15 protein-coding genes are annotated in these 17,667 nt (G+C 52.5%); 9 read left to right on the top strand and 6 right to left on the bottom strand.

All coding sequences use genetic code 11. The annotated features are described in order from the left end of the window. Positions 1–69: 69 nt before the first annotated feature. Both IFT80_RS04300 and mauJ read right to left on the bottom strand, forming a co-directional pair. On the bottom strand, positions 70–1,275 hold the full coding sequence (locus IFT80_RS04300; RefSeq protein ID WP_192136834.1) for a HEPN domain-containing protein: 1,206 nt from the start codon (positions 1,273–1,275) through the stop codon (positions 70–72). Between the two features lie 380 nt (positions 1,276–1,655). Continuing rightward, a complete protein-coding gene (gene mauJ / locus IFT80_RS04295; RefSeq protein ID WP_192136833.1) occupies positions 1,656–2,996 on the bottom strand; it encodes a methylamine utilization protein MauJ in 1,341 nt (446 codons plus the stop codon). 349 nt (positions 2,997–3,345) lie between these two features. Between mauJ and IFT80_RS04290 the strand changes: the two genes are divergently transcribed. Further along, positions 3,346–4,308: a hypothetical protein gene (locus IFT80_RS04290; protein ID WP_192136832.1), complete on the top strand. Its 963-nt coding sequence runs from the start codon at positions 3,346–3,348 to the stop codon at positions 4,306–4,308. A 617-nt stretch (positions 4,309–4,925) separates the two neighbouring features. On the opposite strand, the gene IFT80_RS04285 is transcribed toward IFT80_RS04290, so the two are convergent. Continuing rightward, positions 4,926–6,452, bottom strand: coding sequence for a phosphorylase family protein (locus tag IFT80_RS04285; RefSeq protein ID WP_192136831.1), 1,527 nt, complete (start codon positions 6,450–6,452; stop codon positions 4,926–4,928). A gap of 51 nt (positions 6,453–6,503) precedes the next feature. Then, a complete protein-coding gene (locus IFT80_RS04280; protein WP_192136830.1) occupies positions 6,504–7,322 on the bottom strand; it encodes a WYL domain-containing protein in 819 nt (272 codons plus the stop codon). Positions 7,323–7,658: 336 nt separating this feature from the next. Between IFT80_RS04280 and IFT80_RS04275 the strand changes: the two genes are divergently transcribed. The 8 genes from IFT80_RS04275 (at position 7,659) to IFT80_RS04245 (ending at position 15,388) form a co-directional block, all read left to right on the top strand. Beyond that, positions 7,659–8,603, top strand: a complete 945-nt coding sequence (locus IFT80_RS04275) for a CBASS oligonucleotide cyclase (RefSeq protein WP_122589516.1) — start codon at positions 7,659–7,661, stop codon at positions 8,601–8,603. After that, positions 8,600–9,091, top strand: coding sequence for an HORMA-1 domain-containing protein (locus tag IFT80_RS04270; protein ID WP_057456979.1), 492 nt, complete (start codon positions 8,600–8,602; stop codon positions 9,089–9,091). The genes IFT80_RS04275 and IFT80_RS04270 overlap by 4 nt, the downstream gene beginning before the upstream one ends. Continuing rightward, positions 9,088–9,984, top strand: coding sequence for an AAA family ATPase (locus tag IFT80_RS04265; RefSeq protein WP_192136829.1), 897 nt, complete (start codon positions 9,088–9,090; stop codon positions 9,982–9,984). Before IFT80_RS04270 ends, IFT80_RS04265 begins: the two co-directional genes overlap by 4 nt. Before the next feature lie 158 nt (positions 9,985–10,142). Beyond that, on the top strand, positions 10,143–10,703 hold the full coding sequence (locus IFT80_RS04260; protein WP_122589514.1) for a 3'-5' exonuclease: 561 nt from the start codon (positions 10,143–10,145) through the stop codon (positions 10,701–10,703). A gap of 236 nt (positions 10,704–10,939) precedes the next feature. Continuing rightward, complete coding sequence (locus IFT80_RS21560; RefSeq protein ID WP_197975703.1) at positions 10,940–11,320, top strand: DUF6710 family protein; 381 nt, start codon at positions 10,940–10,942, stop codon at positions 11,318–11,320. Then, entirely contained in the window at positions 11,248–11,634 is a 387-nt protein-coding gene (locus IFT80_RS21830) for a DUF6710 family protein (RefSeq protein WP_446730975.1), read from the top strand. The genes IFT80_RS21560 and IFT80_RS21830 overlap by 73 nt, the downstream gene beginning before the upstream one ends. Positions 11,635–11,826: 192 nt before the next feature. Next, entirely contained in the window at positions 11,827–13,809 is a 1,983-nt protein-coding gene (locus tag IFT80_RS04250; RefSeq protein ID WP_192136828.1) for an ATP-binding protein, read from the top strand. A gap of 199 nt (positions 13,810–14,008) precedes the next feature. Beyond that, positions 14,009–15,388, top strand: coding sequence for a DUF6035 family protein (locus tag IFT80_RS04245; RefSeq protein WP_192136827.1), 1,380 nt, complete (start codon positions 14,009–14,011; stop codon positions 15,386–15,388). Between the two features lie 58 nt (positions 15,389–15,446). On the opposite strand, the gene IFT80_RS04240 is transcribed toward IFT80_RS04245, so the two are convergent. Continuing rightward, positions 15,447–15,923: a hypothetical protein gene (locus IFT80_RS04240; protein WP_192136826.1), complete on the bottom strand. Its 477-nt coding sequence runs from the start codon at positions 15,921–15,923 to the stop codon at positions 15,447–15,449. 87 nt (positions 15,924–16,010) lie between these two features. Continuing rightward, positions 16,011–17,291, bottom strand: coding sequence for a tyrosine-type recombinase/integrase (locus IFT80_RS04235; protein ID WP_078833759.1), 1,281 nt, complete (start codon positions 17,289–17,291; stop codon positions 16,011–16,013). Positions 17,292–17,667 lie beyond the last annotated feature (376 nt).

The raw sequence follows: 17,667 nt of genomic DNA, 5'->3' as shown, positions 1-17,667 counted from the left end.
CTGGGTAGAAAGATTCTGGATTATTTGATAAACGTGAGCGCACGATAGCTACGCTCACGTTAATTGACCTCAGTAAGAGTATTGAGCGTCTTGCATCATGTCGTAGATAGTGGAAAGTCGCTTTGTATCTTTGAAGCGCTCGGCAGTCAAAAGCTCTGTAAGCGCACCACGCATGAAGTGGTTTACAGTAATGTTGTCGTTAGACAATTCCTTATCCCCACCGTGGACAATCGCTGACCGCATCCCATAAACCTTCTTGGTTAGCTTCGCAACGTGCTTCCGTCCGCTAACATCCTTCGCTACGATAAATGCAAACAGGTCGGCAACGTTTTGACCAATGCTTTTCTGGAAGAGCGATGCGTCATTGTGGGAGAACAAAACTTCCAGTGCTATACAGGTGTAGAGTATTGAGTTGCGCATGTCCTTGGTTGACGCCGACTCACCTAGGGCGAGGGCAGTATTCAAAATCCTTGCTTCCAGATCCTGAAGCTTAGCGCCTGTATGCTTGCGTTCGTATAGCCCCCAAAGCTTTCCTAGCTCTTCACGCGAAGTAAAGAACGGATTGTTTACCGGAATTTTCTCTATCGTTTTGTTCCGGATATCGCCCGTCGACATAAAACCTTTGGCGTCGCGAATTTGATAAGAGTTAGTGCTCACATACATTAGCTCATGAGACATATCTGGCTTTAGCGGAAGCCCGGTCTCAATCAATATGCTTTTGTCCTGTTTTCCCGCCAGAAAAACGATCAGCTTGCCAAAGTTAAGGAATGCGTTTTCGGCCTTTTCATAAGCGATTTCTTTATCGTAAACTTCGCTTATAATCGTGCTGATGTAAATGCCTTTCTGGTTGGCCAAAGGCATTTCCAAATCTTGCAAATATCCAAAATTAAAGCACGCCAGCTCGAACTCACGTATGCCATCGTCTAGGCGAATGCCCGAAATGGGAACTGTGATCGTCATCGACGTCGGTTGTTGCTCCAGGAGTTCTAAAAAAAATACCTCAGCGGAAACGGGGATCTCTCCAGAACGTTTGATTTTTGGTAAGCGGTCTTCAATGAACTTGTAAATAGTCTTGCGACTGAATCTACTTGCTATTGTCGAATTTTCGATTGCTAAAAGCTCGAGCACTATAAAATAGGTATTGCTATCCGTTGCAACAATCGATGTGCCGTCTAGCGATGTCCAAGACTTATACGATGTTTCCTTGATCAGGTCATCGGTGTTGATCAGCCTCAAGAGCTCCATCATGGCGCTCATTTTTTCTGTAAAACTCATCGCAACACTCCCTTGCTGATCATCCTTCAATTGCCGTTCGCTTGCCTACTAGGCTCCCGCCGTAACCATATCATCTGGTCGTTACAGGTTGACGCGATGTAATTTCGAGATTTACAGAACGGCCGGGTAGGTCTCACCCAGCGGAGGGCGCTTCTTAGTGAAAATCATCTGTAAACACAAAAGCTGGGGCCTGTCAGCGGCGGCTCCATCAGTATTTCGCATAGTCTCTCGCCACAATCGCTGCAGCTTCAGAGGCAACCCGCTGGAAGGTGTTGTCCTTCGAGGGCAATGAAGCGAGGTCTTACTGCCGAAAAAGTTCTGGCGTGCCCCGGGTCATATCAAGAAGCTCGGTGCGTGCGGCTTGGCCCTGCGTTGCCTGATCAACCGGCAGCCTCGTCTCCCGTTTCGGGCACGTCCTTCAAGAGCTCCTGCAGCCCAATAAGGCTTTGTTGGTGGCCAGTGAAATCTGGGCTCCAATTGACGGGCAACATGTAGGCTTCTGATTTGCCCATTCGGTGCTCTCGGTCGGAAGACCAAATCTCCACCGAGCCATTGCAGTACATGAAGAATTTGAACTGCTCAAGAGCAATCTCGGCCTGAATGTCGCTCCGGCTCTCGCGCCTTGTGTTAAGCAATACGCATCCTCGGATGGGGTCGATAATGAGCCGCTCATTTCTGAAGTCCATCCAAAATTCAATCGCCACTTTGCCATTAGGAGATTCGAGTTTGACGCCAAGCCTTCCTTCGTTCATCCCTCCGTCTGTCATGCGCATTCCACCGAGGTGAACACACGACTTACCTTTTCGAGCCATTACGTAGAAGTCATCTGGAAGTATGTACTCGCGGCCCTCGGCAAGCTCACCTCTCCGAAGTGCCTCCAATTGCTCGTTGTCGAACAGGGTTCGAAAACCCTCCAGCTCGTAAAGGTGATCGCGCTCATATGACGAGGGAGGCCGTACACCAAGCCGTTCATCCATTGCCAGCTCCGCGAGATGGCGCATCAGCGGATTATCGAAATGGATTCGTTGGTGGTCATCTGGATCGTCTGGATCGACGATATCCTCGCGCTCAGCATGAGCGATCGCATGGCGTCCTTGTGTGGCCAGGTATTGGGAGATATTTTCGCCATGCGCCTCCAGCTCTTCACGCCGAGAGATCGCATCTCTATCCGTCATTTGGGGCAATGTCTGCTCGATCCATGGCCCTCGTTCCCGGCCATTTGGAAGAGAGCGTGCGAAAGCCTTATAGAAACCTAGAAACGAGTAAAAGGGATTGCCGAGTGACAGCCCTTCACGGTAGTAGGCCAGCGCCTTCCGAGCCTCATCGCTCTGCGGAACATGAAGGTTCTCGTCTGAGAAATACTCGGTGATAGCGTTGTTCAGCATCCTGCCCACGCGGAATGGGCTGCTACCGCCTCCCCACATGACAATGTCAACCTTTTTGCCTTCGCGCCAAGCGATAGCCGTCGCCAAGCGCATGACAGCTGCACGACCCTCATTTACAGATAGCCCATAGCCGTTTGCTCGAATCGCAATCGCCGGGAGGCTACGGTGCTGGCCGTCGATTACTGCTGGCTGCAGGAGGAAATCAAGACCCTCGAATCTGACGATTTGAGGACGGTTTGGCCAGAAAACCTGGGGCTCTAGTCCACCTACCACCCATTGCCCTCGCTGGTTCTGGTACCGCTCGGCCAGTTCGAAAGGATCGTCGGTCGCCAGCATTGAAGAGCTCCTAAAAGTTGGTGGCAGCGGTGCGCCACTCCAGATTGTATTCAATATCCATCAGCGGGGCGATGTGCTTGCTTCGAGCGAAAGCAAGTTATCTAATGGACAAATGGGCATAGTCGTGCTGAGTCAATATGTAATAGGGGAGCGGCAAATAGTAAAAGTTAAGCTTCATATGAGTATCTCTAGAGGTGATGACTCGTTTGCTGATTCCTATAGCTTGATGGCTGGATTAGAGCATTGATTGCTTGGTCGTTACAAAGGATGATGTGTGCGCGTCGATATGAGTAAGTGCGTCACTGAAATTTAAATTTATGTTATTAGCTTAGATTGAGGGAGTGGAGAGATGTCAATCAGTTGGCCGGAGCCTGATGGCTTTATATCCAGGGCTATACAAGGCAATATGATTCAAGCGTCTAGGCGGCTTATATTCACCCACTGCAATGAAGAGCTGGAGAGGCGGGGATTTTTCTTTGCAGATGTACTTTATAACTTTGGCGGCACGGGGCTGTTGATAAAATATGAGGAGAAATTTTTTCTTCTTACGGCGCAGCATGTTATAAAAGCTCATTACTCGGAGCCTCAGAATGAGTCGCCATTTTTCACCAACGCCTTAGCGGAAAGTCAGTGGGATGACGTGAGCAAGCTCCTGTATCCAATTCGAGGTTGGGAAATCGGCTCGTTGATTAAGAGCGATATCCCATGGATTGATGATGAGGATATTGTGCTGGTAGAGATGGGGCAACCGATGCCAGGGGGATACCCCGAACACTTCTTGGACTTTGATACCCCAGATAGTTTTGGTTACCTGAGGCGAGATGAATTCCAGGAAGGATTGATATTCCTAGCAGCAGGGTATCCCATCGAGGAAAATCATGTAATGCCTGCTGAAAATGGCGAGCATGACTTTACCACCAACCTTCATCGTTTTACCTATCCTGGTTTCTCCACAATGGAGAACGGAAACCCCTACCTCAGGTTTGAGCGTGAATACACTCATGAAGAGATGAATGGGGTGAGCGGTGGAGTTGTTACAAATGTAGAACCTAACGCTGAGCAGACGCGGTGGGTGGGTATGATACAGAAAGCTGGAAATGGAACGCTTCGTTTTTATCCGGCCTATTTGATTCTGCCAGCAATCTTGAAATACAGAGAAGCGCAGACGTATGTTATTGATCCGGCTGCCAATCTCGTAGATTTGGAGATGCAGGCTACCCTAGAGGCGATTCAAGCCAGAAAAGAATTTAACGAGATGATCAGGCAAATCGGGGAGCGTACAATTCTCCAGCAAAATCGTAACGAGGTTTAGCTTTGCCTACCTTGTGGGCCTTGGGGGGTTACTCAGGGCTCAGCGTGGGGTGCAGGTTCAGAGACGCGAGCCAAAGTACAGACTGGTTTTCCCGTGCCTAGTGATAACAACTGTCCAGTCCAGCTCGAGCGGCCGAATGATACGACGCCACCGGCGCCGTGCCTAAGGCAATGAAGAGGTATCACCGAGCCCAAGGACGTAAAGTGGGAGCCCCTGGCGGTTCACAACATCGGACTTGGCGTGCTACGAGGCTATCTGACAGGAGAAGGGAAGCTGCTTGTAGGGGACACCTCGGAGGCTAACCTCGTCGGTTTCATGCCTGGAGGACGCGCCCTATGGGTGAGTACAAATCCAGAGAATGCCCTCATCGTCGCTGGCCCGCAGGCGTTTGCGGGGGAGCGGCTGTATGAGCGTCGGTACAATGAGAACGCTGATGCGTCCACCTATCCGTCCTTTATTTTCGCACGTAAGGGGTGAGGGCTCCTTACTAAAGTCAGATGCCTCCAGCCCCGAGCCACCATCAACACTTAAGTATGGATAGTGGCGGAAGATACGTCACCGACGTGCTTTCGCACCGAACGCCTCATATAGGGGGCTCGACATTTTGGGCCTGGTATTCAGTGACCTGGAGCCCGACTCCAGCCATGAATGATGTAGTCAACGACCACAATGGCAGCAGCATCGGACGCAACTTTGTGGAAAAGATCATCCTTTTTGTCGTCGCCGAAATCGCTGATTCCTCGGACGACCAAGACCGGGACGTTTTGTTTCTCGCAGGCATCCACGACACCATAAGCCTCCATCTCCGCGACACAGGCTTTATCGTGGATCTGTCGTAGCCGTGCGAAGAATTCGGAGTCCCTAATGAGTTTTTCCCCGGACACGATCGTTGCAGTGGAAGCTTTGAATTTTGGTGCGACTTCGCCAGCTGCGGACTCTTTCGGCATGCTCACACCTAGCGCCTTTGCGCGCTCCTGCAAGCGGTCGGAGAGTGATGGAGAAGAGAAGTAGGTGCTGAGATCCTGAAGCGTCGCCATTCCAGGCCGTTGCATCTCAGGGCGCGCCGCCAGGACGCCATCTGCCAACGCGGCAGCGCTTTCGTAATACACAACACGCTCCGATACGATGGCCTCACCCAAGGTCATCTTCCCTCGCAGCCCGCCAGCGATGCCCATCATCAGCACTTTTTTTGGCTTCAGCTCTGAAAAAAGCTGGGTGGTTATGTTGCCGGCGTTCACATTACCTGCCGAACCTAGCGAAGCGATCGCACACGAAACAGGGCCATCGTGTCTGTCCAGGATCGTCGTCCAATAGTGGATGTAGTTCGCAGAGCGCCGATGCGGCGTCTCATCCTGAATCCCGCAGGCAAGCTTGGCTGAGGCCAGTTCAACTGACAGGGCAGTCAAAATCAGAACATCTGGAGTCCGGGAGGCTTGTTCAGCTTCTCTTTCTGCTTGGAATAGCCCCACCGTCATCTCTGCCAGCTCTTCCAGCGGGAAAATAGGTTCTTGCAAAGAAAGTGTCCCCAGTTCCCCTTTCACTTGCTCCCCAGTGATTGGAAACATCGACAGTGGGTCACTGAAGAACGCTTTATGCAAGCCGATCGCCCCGACACCATCATCGCTGAAGCCTCCGACCTGCAAGTCGAAGGGCAGAACGGGTAGGCGTTTTCTGCGCATTTTTTGCGCCCGATCGGATACCCCACGGCCTCCACCGATGGCAATCATCGCAGTGGCCACTTCGACTTGCTCATCCCCGATATTGCCACCGGTCACAAGGTCATCATCGATATAGATGATCTCTGCGAACTTCTTGGCCTGCAGTCGCCGAATGAACATCCGCTGCTCTTCGGACATCTTCTCCGACATGGCTTTGAGAGATGTGACGATCTTCATCTGGCGTGCCGGTGTGTAATTCGAGGCAAGCGCGCTTGCCTCGTTAGCTACCGTCCAATCGAAGGTAAGCAGGTCACCATCATCATTTTTGGGTTCACCGGCAAGGTATACAACAAGTCCGCCATTAGCGTCCAAGATGCTTTTAGTGAGCGCCCGGGTGAAGGCGTGGGCGCGATCGACGAAACGCTTCTCCGTTTTGTGAGAGATGCTGCCCGTGATCAGAATGAAATCATTTTCAAGGTTTGCCATCGTGACAATTCCGGTAGCTGAGGTGTTAAGTGTTGGCTAAATTTTTATGGGTTAATACTGGAGGAGTGCCCTGATCTCGTCCCTGTTTTTGAGGGCGAGCTGGATGACTTCGGGCTTCTGGCCAGCCTGATCGTCATTCAGGTTAAGCTGGAACAGCAGGTACATAAGCAGAGCGCGACGACATGCGATATGCATCTCGCCCTGTTCCATCAGGAAGTCGGCCTCAATCAGTTGGCGCTGCGCCGAGCTAAGGCCAGGGTGCGGGACGAGAACGACATCCACGATGGTGTTCCACGCGAAGTCATCATCAGCTCGCTCCCGATCTTGCCCGCCGTATTTGCAATACTTGATACGGGTCAAAGAGAAGTCCCGGAAGGCCTGACGTTTGTGGCAGTAAGCCCGGACGTGCCAGCGGTTCCCGTCATGCACCAAAGCATGAGGCGAAAGTCGCCGCTCGCCACCTTCAGGGTCTGTCAGTGACTGATAGAAGACCTCTACGAAACCCTTTTCGCGAATTGCGCGCAGGATCTCCCCAACAACTCCTGCGTTTAGTCGACGGCCCAGTTTGGGTACTGCGGCTACAGGGGACTGCCAACCCAAGAAGTTTCCATATGGGATCTCTGGCTGCACGGCCACGCGAAGCAAATCATCCAGGTAGCGCTCGACCGAGGTGGATCGGAAAACCGCTTTGAATGTGTCGGTCGCCCTATAAACCCTCGCCCGGGTGTCGTACTCCAGGTTGTTCTCGGCAAGCTTGCCGTACTCCGTGATATCCAATGATGCCTGTGGCACTGATATGCCAAAGAAGTCAGTGAGGCTGCTTCGGTTGATCTGGCCATCCCACCGCAGTCGGTAGTCGATAAATTCCAATCGGCGTTCCTGTCCCCAACGTGCTCCTTGCCGTCCCTTGCTGTTGGGTTGGTCGTCCGTGGGTCTGGATTCGTTTGTCATGATCGAAACTCAATAGCGTATAAAAACTAGACTGCATATAAAAACTATGCGTATAGTAATCATACGCTAGCGAGCTGGAGTTCGCAATTTTCCTGGCCGGATCTTTTGAGGGGGCAGGACGTTCAAGCCTCAGGGAGCTGTAAGGGCATTTAGGCATAGCGCTCAAGTTGGTGCGCCATCTCGTCCGTCGGCAGGTGTTGGAGCCGCTGGTAGGGAGGCTTTGCGATTAACACATATCCATGAAGGGGGCGGCAGATGCCACTTACCAACACTCAGATCAAGTATTACGACAGTAACGTGCTGCGCCTGCCCAAGGACAAGCGGGAAACCTACAACGCTCAGGTCGACCGCCTGATCGCAGCGCTGAAGGACAGCCTGAAGAAGCAGGACAAAATCATCATCAAGAAAGTGGTGAAGGCCGGCTCCTTTGCCAAGCACACCATCCTGCGCCCTAACTCCCAGTTTCCAGCCGACGTTGACGTGGTCTTCTACATCAGCGGGCAGAAGGTCGATGAGGAAACCTTCGCGACACTGAGCCAGAAAATCTACGATGCGCTGATCAAGCTCTACCCGAACAAATCTGTTGAAGACTTCGAAATCCAGCGTAAGGCAGCGAAGGTCACCTTCGTAGGTACGGGGCTTGAGGTCGACATCGTTCCGGTCATCGAAAACCCTAACAAGGAGGGCTACGGCTGGCAGTTCGACCGGATCGATGGCACAAAAACCGAGACCTGCGCGCCTTGCCAAGTGAAGTTCGTAAAGGATCGAAAGGATCAGGATCCGGACTTCCGCACCCTTGTGCGTATGGCCAAGCAGTGGCGCAGCTGGAAGGGTGCTCCTCTGAAGTCTTTCCACATCGAGCTGATCATGGCCCACGTGCTTGAAGTGAACGGGAAGGCCGGCTTGCTTGAGAAACGCTTCCGTGACTTCCTTCTGTACATCGCAGAATCCGGGCTGAAGGAGGTCATCAAGTTCCCCGAGAACGGATGGGTTTCTCAATTTTCCGAACCGGTCGTGATCATCGACCCGGTTTGCGATACGAACAATGTCGCGAGCCGTATTACAGAGGAAGAGCGCAAGGAGATCGTTCAGATCGCTCAGGAGTCCTGGGAAACCGCTCACTTTGCGTCGATTGAAGACGATCTTGAGGTGTGGAAAGAGCTGTTCGGCAAGGGCTTCAAGGTGGAGGGCGCAGCATGAGTTCTACCTCCACACAAACCAGCACCTTCACTACGACTGATATTGCAGCGGTCATGCGGCGTATCACGGCTGACCTCGTGATGATCGCTTCCAGCAGCGGCGCGATCACCGAGCCCGAGGCCCGTGAGTGGGGACATGACATTGAGGTTCTGGCCAAGTACGGCTACCTCGAGTATGTCGATGTCACCCTATTAAGCTACGGAGTCGAGTACAAGGCTGCACGATTCTACGTCAATGAGTCTGGCTCGCTTGCGAACCAGCGACCAGGAAATGCCCTCTGGCCAAAACTCTCAAGCCCAAAACTGCGGATCGTTCTCGGCACCACTGACGCCTACGACTCGAAAGCTCAAGAGAACATGGCCGGCAAAATGAAAGGCAGTTGGTCGACCAACTACGCGGATATTTCTCACTCCCAACTGACCCAGAGTGGTGGGCGTGAATACTCCAGCAATGGCTTTGGCATGGAACGTAAGGACTACACCCGATGAGCACAACCTCCGTTTTTGACTCGGCCATTGAGTTGCCGGACATCCAGCTGACTGATCGCGAGAAAGTATTGCTCGGGTTTGCTGGTCGCTATGAACGTGTGCAGAACCAGCTCCAGCTGCTACTGAACCAGGGCCAGTTGTCCGAGTGGAGCAAGCAGTTTCATAAAAGTGTGCTGCCGATCTGCAACCTCGTAGCCGATCAGTATCCCCTGGTGATCTTCCATGGCGATGTCGGTACCGGGAAAACTGCAACAGCAGAGTGCATTGCTAACCGTATAGTCTTGGATTCGCGCGCTGAGGACTCGGTTCTGTTCAAGCTGAGCAACCGCGTTCGTGGTTCTGGTAAGGTCGGCGAGATGGGCACTCTCTTGACCCAGGCTCTCGCGGAAGTCGCCGAGGCAGCGGGTAAGAAGCGCCGGGCAATCCTGATTATTGATGAAGGTGACTCGATCGCGGCCTCCCGATCGCAAAGCCATAGCCACCACGAAGACAAGGTGGCAGTGAACACCTTGATCCAAGGCGTAGATGAATTGCGCAAGTATGGCGGCCGAATCGTGGTGATCTTGTGCACCAATCGGCTCTCAGTTCTTGACGCAGCGCTCCGTCGTCGTGCAGCTATCGTTGAAGAGTTTACTCGGCCCGATGTCGCTGCACGGAAGGAGCTGTTCAGCATGGACTTGGCAGGCATGGGCCTTTCTGACAAGCAGCTGGCTGAGCTGGCCGCTGTCACTGGTGAGCGCAACAATCAGCCCGTATGGACTTACTCAGATATCCGGACTCGTTTGTATCCAACTGCGATGGCAAAGGCATTCCCGAATAGGGCGCTGACCTTCCAAGATCTGACCGACTCGATTCTGTCTATGCGGCCGTCTCCAGTGATGGAAGATAAGTAATCGACCAAGACGATGGTCGGTGAAAGGGTTCGATGGGGCTAGGGCGGGGCGACTTGCCTTTCTCCCATCGAATTTGCCTGCCGATCATTTCCAGCATTTTGGTGTCTGGTAATGGACGCTGTGGTTGCCAGCCTGGCAACTGCTCAAACGGGGTGACTATGAACGCCGACAAAGAAATTTTCGTTTCCGTAGATGTTGAGGCTTCAGGCCCAATTCCCGGGAAGTACAGCATGCTGTCAATCGGCGCGTGCTTGACCTCAAACCCGGAGGAGCAGTTCTCTTGCTACCTGAAACCGATCTCTGAAGAGTTCGTTCCTGCAGCTCTAGAGGTGACGGGCTTGTCCCTAGATAAGCTGCGTAAAGAGGGATTGGAGCCCGCTGAGGCAATGTCACAGTTCAAGGCTTGGGTTGAGTCTCTTGCCGGCGCAGACCAGTCGGTAGTTTTCGTGGGCTTCAATGCATCCTTCGATTGGAGCTTCGTGAATTACTACTTCCACCAGTACCTCGGTGAGAACCCATTTGGCATTGCCGCGTTGGACATCAAATCGATGTTCTTCGGTACCGCCCAGTGCACTTGGAAATCGACTCGGTCGAGCGAGATTGAGAAGGTCGTAAGCCCTGAAACGTCTGGCAATCACGATGCGTTGGACGATGCCGTGTATCAGGCAGAGCTGTTCAATTTGATTCGAGAAAAGCTGGTTGCTAGTAAGCGCTCGTAAATTTTTGTGGGTGGATTGCCAAGCACTTTACTGTTACCACCTTGGCTTGAGGGCTTAGCCGGTGATCAGAATGGGCAATGGTGGTTGCTGAGGCTGGGATTGACACTGAAATCGTGTATCTCAGAAAAATCAATGGACAATCGAAAATAGCAGTGGGTGTGATTGATCCGTTAGACGGTGCGCGCTTGTGGGCCGCTTACCGTTGAATAGGAGGTATCACTCCAAAAGAGGGCTCCATGTACACAACCGACAGCACCAATATTGCGGTATACAACCACCTCATGAAGGTCGCTAAGGAGATTGCGCTGACCAATCCAAAAGGTCTTCCTGATTTGATCCGCGCAATCCTCAGGCCGCTTCAGTCAGAACATCTGCTGGCGGTAGCTGAACGTGGCCAAGACGCGCTGCCAAACCTTGATGGTGCTTGGTTCTTTGGATCAGCCGTGCGCGACAGATTATTCTCCGCCTCCGGATCTCGCTGGCTTGGCCGACCACTTCCCCCAAACCAGTACGTCCTCAAGCTTTCCCGGGATATCGTGCTTCCATGGCCATGGAGCCTCCGAGGTTACGTTTCAGCTCTGGCGACTATTGGCTCCGCAAAGCACTCGTCGCCATGAGCCAGACATCTACAAGGCCCTACAGCCGTAACTATCAAGGGCCGTGGGTTCAGGACGATAATCATAGTGTGCATCTTTGGTTACCTTGGGGTATCGGTTTTGTATATGGAGGGAATCACTCGATCGCTGCAGGGATTCTGGCTGGAGAGGGTGAGGTCATCCCTGAAAAGGTGTACGACATGAGTCACCTCTTGGACAGCCTTCACTGCGACGGGGCGTATTTCTACGAAACGGACAATGGAGAGAAGGTCGAGGCTGTTACCGACGTAAGGCGCGCCGCAGTTTTTGAGATCGGTAGGCTCATGGGTGCATAACACTCGTGAGGCCGCCTTGAAACCTTCGAGAACCGCCGTGTGGGCTTGATCGCCTGCGGCTGTAGACATCGCGATGAAGGATTCGAAAGATTGCCTTGTCCAGATTCTGCTTAGCATGCCAATAGGGTAGGATTCCTGAACTACGTAGTGCTGAGCCAATGGCCTGGAAGCACCAATCCATGGAGGAAATTGATGTCCGACCAAACCCGTCACCTGTCGTTGTTTGAGGAGGACTATCTTCTCCGCGAGTTGGGCCCCGTCGCGCATGTGCCACAGGTGGCTCTTACTGAGTTAGTGGCTAACGCGTGGGATGCCGGCGCAAGCAAAGTTGACTTGTTTCTCCCCTCTGAGCCTGGCGGAACGCTGACGGTGGTCGACGACGGTCACGGAATGTCGGCCCAGCAGTTCAGCAAGCGATGGATGACGCTTCGGTACAATCGCCTCAAGCATCAAAGTTTCAAGGTCGAATTTCCCAAGGGCAAGAGCGCCAGATTCAGGAAAGCCTATGGCCGCAATGGAGTTGGCCGGCATGGGCTTCTTTGCTTCGGTGATGAATACCAGGTGGAAACTTGGCGCGACGGCAAACTAAGTACGTTCACTGTAGGAACGGAGTCAGGGCCCAGTCCTTTCGTGGTGCGCTCCGAGGAGTTTGGCCAACGTGAAGGCTCCGGTACGCGCTTGTCGGTGTCAGTCACCCGAAAGCTGCCGGACGCGAATGAAATCATTACAGTCCTTGCAGCAAGATTCATCCATGACCCAGGCTTTCAGATTCGAGTTAATGGCACACCTCTGACCTTGGCAAAGCTTGAGCAGCATGCTCGTACGCACAACCTGCAACTGAGTGATGGCCGGACAGCAAAAGTCATTGTCATCGACTCCACACAGCAGAACCACTCGTCCATCCACCAAGGCGTGGCCTTTTGGGTTGAGCACCGACTCGTAGGCAACCCCTCGTGGGTCATCGGCCAGGTCGCAAACTTTGATGGCCGCACACGATTCGCTAAGCGCTATAAGGTCATCGTCGACACCCAGGGGTTTGAAGACCAAGTGATCCAGGATTGGACAGGATTTCAATCGACGCCTGTCGTTGAGGAGCTGTTCAAGGCCGCTGCGGATTGCATCGGCAAGGTAGCAGACGAATTGGCGGCCGAGGTGGTTGAAGCCACTTCAGAAGACGCCTTGGTACAGAACCGGTCAGAGCTCAAATCACTAGGGCACGGCGCTCAACTTGAGGTCACAGCCTTCACAAAGGCTGTGGCACAAGCGCACCCGATGGTCTCTCCGGAGTTTCTCGCCACGGCCGTAAAAGCAGTGATCAACCTGGAGAAATCCAAGAGCGGGGCATCCTTGCTTCAAAAATTGGCCAATCTGCCTGCGACGGATATTGAGGGCCTGGACTCTCTCTTGGCGGACTGGTCGGTCAAGGACGCCTTGCGTGTGCTCGATGAGATTGATGGCCGGCTCAGCGTCATCGAAGCCATCACCAGGTTGGCCGAAGATCCAGAGACCGATGAGCTCCATACACTGCACCCGCTGATCCTACGATCGCGCTGGTTGTTCGGGCCAGAGTTCGAGTCCATGGAGTATTGCTCGAACATGACATTGAAAAGCGTGGCGAAGCAGCTCTGGGGGGAGGGCGACGCCTCGTTCATTAACGAACGCAAACGGCCTGACATCGTAGTGCTGCCAGACCGATCTACTGCCCAACTGGTGGGTATTGAACAGTTTGATCCCCAGGACGCCACAGTCGCCCAAATGCAGAACATCCTACTTATCGAGCTAAAGAAAGGGGGCTTCAAACTGAATCGAAAGGAGGTTAACCAGGCCGATGGGTATGTGCAGGACATTGCCGCATCCGGATACGTCAACGGTTCTCCGTTCATCACGGCTTGGGTCGTTGGCCAGTCGATCGCCGCCGGAGTGAGTACGTCCAAAACAGTGGGTGATGAATCTCGTAACTATGGCCAAGTGAGAGCCACCACTTATGGCGCTTTGGTGAGCACCGCCAACCTTCGCCTGATGCGTTTACGGAAAACTCTGGAGGATAGGTACGACAATCTCACCACGGACGCGCTCCTGTCTAAGGTGTTGTCGACGCAGGAGCAGGTCAACCTCGACTTGGTCGCATGCAGTTCTGACGACGCAAAGGATGGGGCAATCAAGGAAGCTGTTTGATTTCAAGCCGAGGCCATTTATGGCAGTGGGTCTCGGCGCAGCCAGAAAAGTTAAGACGCTGTGAAGCCAAGGAATGTCGGTTCATTCAGAAAGGAGTTTCCATGCTACAAGCTGCAACCGGGAAGCTGTTCTTGAAGTACGAGCGGGGCACAGGTCATGGTCTGCACGGCAACATGTACAGTGCTTAGGGAGGGAGTTCGTGCGCACCTTAGAATACGCTCAGCCTACCGAACAGATGAAGCTGACAGATGTAATGGATCTGGACAGCGCAACGCCCATCGAAATCAGCAGTTTCCTAAGCCGTGAATTGTCCTTGGTCATACAGGATAGGGCGGAGCTAGCTTCTCGGTTCATTCTGGATCGAGACAAGCCTTGGTTGGTTTGCCAACTGTGCGGGGCCGCTCTGTTGCTGGTTCGTACACAACATCGTTTTTTTCACTTCCGCCATCACCCAGTCATTGAAGGGCTCATTCAATGCGACATTTCAACAAAGGGTGAGCTCAGCTCCGCTCAGATTACAGCGATCAAGTACAACGCGCAGAAGGAAAGCCAGGCCCACATCCGACTCAAAGGGATCATTCGCGACAGTCTGATTGCTGATCGATCGTGCGGCGAGCCCCTGGTGGAGAAGGTCTGGAAAGGCCAACCAGTCGCCGATCGTGCCACTTGGCGCAAGCCGGATGTCCAGGTCGTAAGGGGGAATGAGCGCATCGCGTTCGAAGTCCAGCTGTCGACCACTTTTTTAACTGAGATCGTCGGACGCCGGGAGTTTTACAGAGCTAATGGCGGGGCAATGATCTGGGTATTCCAGAGTTTTGATCCCAGCGCAACCAAGACAGCTGAAGAAGACATTTTCTTCCTGAACAACCTAAACGTTTTCATCGTGAACGATCAGACGCTGGCGCGTTCCAGAGCCACTGGGAGAATGGCGTTTGAATGCTGGTACGCGGTGCCGGAATTGACCGGTCGTACAATCGTAAACGAATGGAGGAGGGCTGAAGTATTTCTGGATGACCTGACGTTCAGTCCGGAAAAGCAACTCGTGTTCTATAACGATTACCTGTCACAGACAGAGGCATTAGAAAGCTCGGTAAATGCCGATGTGCTGCGCCGTGACTTCCATTCTTTCTGGATGGAGTTGGGCAGGGAGGACACACCACAATCCCGGGAACGGTGGGTCGATCTGCGCGAGCGGATGGCAGTTACGTACCCAGATATAAAGCTTCCGAACTCTCATTGGACAGATCCATTCCAAGGGGCCGTCTCCATAGTGCTGAGCGCCCGCTATGGTCGACCGATAGGGTATCGATTCGAGCGACTGCTCAATGTCAGCAACCAAGCCTTCGACTCCTACAAGCCCTTTCTGCTGCAATTCGGCTGGACGCTGGAAATCTTTGAACAGAACGAGCTATTGGCCGAACAAGACAAGAAGGGGACTTGGGCTAAGCGGCGCCAGATCATCCGCACTGCGCTGCAAGCTCGGGATGATGCTTATCGGCCTGATCGGCAATACAACCGTCTATTCGCATTCTTGGTACCGGAGCTTAAGGAACGTCTGATCACCATGCGTGAGTGGTGACGGCGGGGCACCGATAACCTCCAACGCCGGCGATGAAAAAACAGCCGTAACCTTATGATCAACCTTTCGTAATCTCAGGATGATCCATGAGCTCCTGAGCTTCACGCCAAGCTTTGTCGAAGAGCTGCGAACGGGTTTGCGAATACAGACTGGGTGAATGGAAGCCCACCGCTGACCCAAGCTTTCCAGTCTTTCCAAAATCGCTACTGGAGATCCAAACGGTATCAGGGGCAACCAGAACGGCTTTAGCCCCAATGTCGCGATGCACCGCGATCCTGAGCCAGGGTCTGGCCGCCTTCAGGGCTTTGGCAGCTTCGATGCAGTCAGTGTGTGCCACTATCCAGATATTATGAGGACGCTTATCCAGAATCTTTGTTACGTATCCAATATCGGCTAGGTCTCGGGTCAAGATCAGGATTTCTCCGGTGGCGCTGCTAAGTTGACTCAATCGAGTGCCCCAAGTGGATGCGCCAATTGACATTTTCGCGTCCGAGCACGCGAAGTCGAAACCGCCGTTGTCATTGCTGAAAGCCATCACGTTTCCTCACAGCTGTTTAGTGCCCGATCGTTACACGAAAGACGCGTGTGGTCGACATAGCTGCTGGCGTTTCTTGGAACGAAATCAATCGCGCTCCCTCATACCCAGGCGCTTGATGGAATGCATACGCTCTTGATCGTGAGAGTGGTAATAGGTGTCTTGGGTGGTGCTGAGGTTGCTATGACGAAGATCTAACTGCAGGTCTTTGGCCTTGCGAAAAGGCGCGTCAAATGTTGCCGATGTATGTCTGAGCCAGTGGGCTGATGCTGACCGTAGACTGTTCATTTCGTACGCCTCGCGTCCCTCAGCCTTCATCTTAGCTAGAGCGTTGTCGAAAACGGACTGGAGGAGGGTGCGCACTTGTCGTCCAGACAAGCCCGCTCGGCCTTCCAGCGTCGTGAGTAGAGGAGTTCGTTCTTTTTCCGCCGGTAGGTTCGGCAAGCCGAGAAAAGTGCGATAGCGTCTGAGGTACCGATCAACATACTCGTCCCGCACCGCAATTTTTCCTGGTTTGTTGCCTTTTCCGATCACGTGATACCACCAGTTGCCTTCAGGGTCTTGGCGGAAATCTCCCATGCAAGGCTCCCAGTTCGACCGGCCAACCAGATCTGAGATCCGAAGATACATGGCGAAAAGTGTAGCCAGGATGAAGAGGGTACGTTCATGTCGAAGCGGCTCAGCCGAAGCCATTGACTCCGCAGTCTCCAGTACGTAGTCCCATTGCAATGGCGTTAAGGCCCGATTTTGAGCTTCGGCAGTAAGATTCCCGGTGAAATCCCGCTTATTTTTTACAAGTCTGAACGGGTTTAGGCTCACCAAGTTATCTTCGGCGAGAAACTCATAAAAACTGCTACATACCGAGAAGATTTGATTCATCGTTCCTTTGGAAGCCGCATACACCTGTACAGCATCAGCCTGGGCGTTTAAGGCACTAAGCTTTTGGCTGAAGGGTTTCCATTTTGGATTTGGGACTACGGGATAAACCACAGCGGTTTCGGCATCTTTATTAGCGATGAAGCGACCCCGTGTAACTGACCCAATCCAATTTGTCGGTGGATTCCTACAAAACTGCAAGTAGGCTTCAGCGTCTTGACGCTTTAAGGTAAAGATTGATTTATGCCTAACAATAAGGGCCCAAAGAAGTAATCGCTCAACGTGGGTTCTATAAGAGTTGAAAGTCTGCTCGCTACCTTCGTATGCGCGCAAGAACGAGCGCACGGCTCTGTAGCCTGCAGATGCACACAGTGCAACGGGGAAACTTTCGATATAATCACTCACAAAATTGATAGATGAACTTTCACTCGAAAAATCCTGATCTAAAAAAGCTTCAAACGTTTCAAATAGTGGATTTGGGTCAAAAGCCATTTTCAATCACCGACGCCAGGAATTGAGACTTCCAGTTCTGATAGTTACTGGAAGTTTGAGCCCTGCTCAAGGATAAAGTGATAGGGAGGTCAACGATGGTATAGCTGGAAAGCAGCTGTGGCAACACCCAAGCAAGCACGAATTATAATGCGAAAAACATTGACTTATACTGCGCAGGGCTATACGCAGCCCCAATAAAAATAAATAAGATTATATTGACAGTCATTAACCAAATATTGCCAAATTTTAATTTAATGGTAATTGGTAGAGTGCCAAACCTTTCTAATACTGCATTAATATCTTGATATTGACGGTGCGATCAGCCTTTGTGACACAGTCTCGTTTTAATTGAAAAGTATACTTGGTGTGACAAAGT

The sequence above is a fragment of the Pseudomonas sp. CFBP 8771 genome (assembly GCF_014841695.1).
Taxonomy (GTDB): Bacteria; Pseudomonadota; Gammaproteobacteria; order Pseudomonadales; family Pseudomonadaceae; genus Aquipseudomonas; species Aquipseudomonas baltica.
This window is presented reverse-complemented; position numbering and strand designations above follow the sequence as displayed.

Excerpts from the sequence above, each read along its gene's own strand:
- IFT80_RS04300 (WP_192136834.1), bottom strand. The coding sequence starts at position 1,275 with ATGAGTTTTACAGAAAAAATGAGCGCCATGATGGAGCTCTTGAGGCTG.
- mauJ (WP_192136833.1), bottom strand. The coding sequence starts at position 2,996 with ATGCTGGCGACCGACGATCCTTTCGAACTGGCCGAGCGGTACCAGAAC.
- IFT80_RS04290 (WP_192136832.1), top strand. The coding sequence starts at position 3,346 with ATGTCAATCAGTTGGCCGGAGCCTGATGGCTTTATATCCAGGGCTATA.
- IFT80_RS04285 (WP_192136831.1), bottom strand. The coding sequence starts at position 6,452 with ATGGCAAACCTTGAAAATGATTTCATTCTGATCACGGGCAGCATCTCT.
- IFT80_RS04275 (WP_122589516.1), top strand. The coding sequence starts at position 7,659 with ATGCCACTTACCAACACTCAGATCAAGTATTACGACAGTAACGTGCTG.
- IFT80_RS04270 (WP_057456979.1), top strand. The coding sequence starts at position 8,600 with ATGAGTTCTACCTCCACACAAACCAGCACCTTCACTACGACTGATATT.
- IFT80_RS04265 (WP_192136829.1), top strand. The coding sequence starts at position 9,088 with ATGAGCACAACCTCCGTTTTTGACTCGGCCATTGAGTTGCCGGACATC.
- IFT80_RS04260 (WP_122589514.1), top strand. The coding sequence starts at position 10,143 with ATGAACGCCGACAAAGAAATTTTCGTTTCCGTAGATGTTGAGGCTTCA.
- IFT80_RS21560 (WP_197975703.1), top strand. The coding sequence starts at position 10,940 with ATGTACACAACCGACAGCACCAATATTGCGGTATACAACCACCTCATG.
- IFT80_RS21830 (WP_446730975.1), top strand. The coding sequence starts at position 11,248 with ATGGCCATGGAGCCTCCGAGGTTACGTTTCAGCTCTGGCGACTATTGG.
- IFT80_RS04250 (WP_192136828.1), top strand. The coding sequence starts at position 11,827 with ATGTCCGACCAAACCCGTCACCTGTCGTTGTTTGAGGAGGACTATCTT.
- IFT80_RS04240 (WP_192136826.1), bottom strand. The coding sequence starts at position 15,923 with ATGGCTTTCAGCAATGACAACGGCGGTTTCGACTTCGCGTGCTCGGAC.
- IFT80_RS04235 (WP_078833759.1), bottom strand. The coding sequence starts at position 17,291 with ATGGCTTTTGACCCAAATCCACTATTTGAAACGTTTGAAGCTTTTTTA.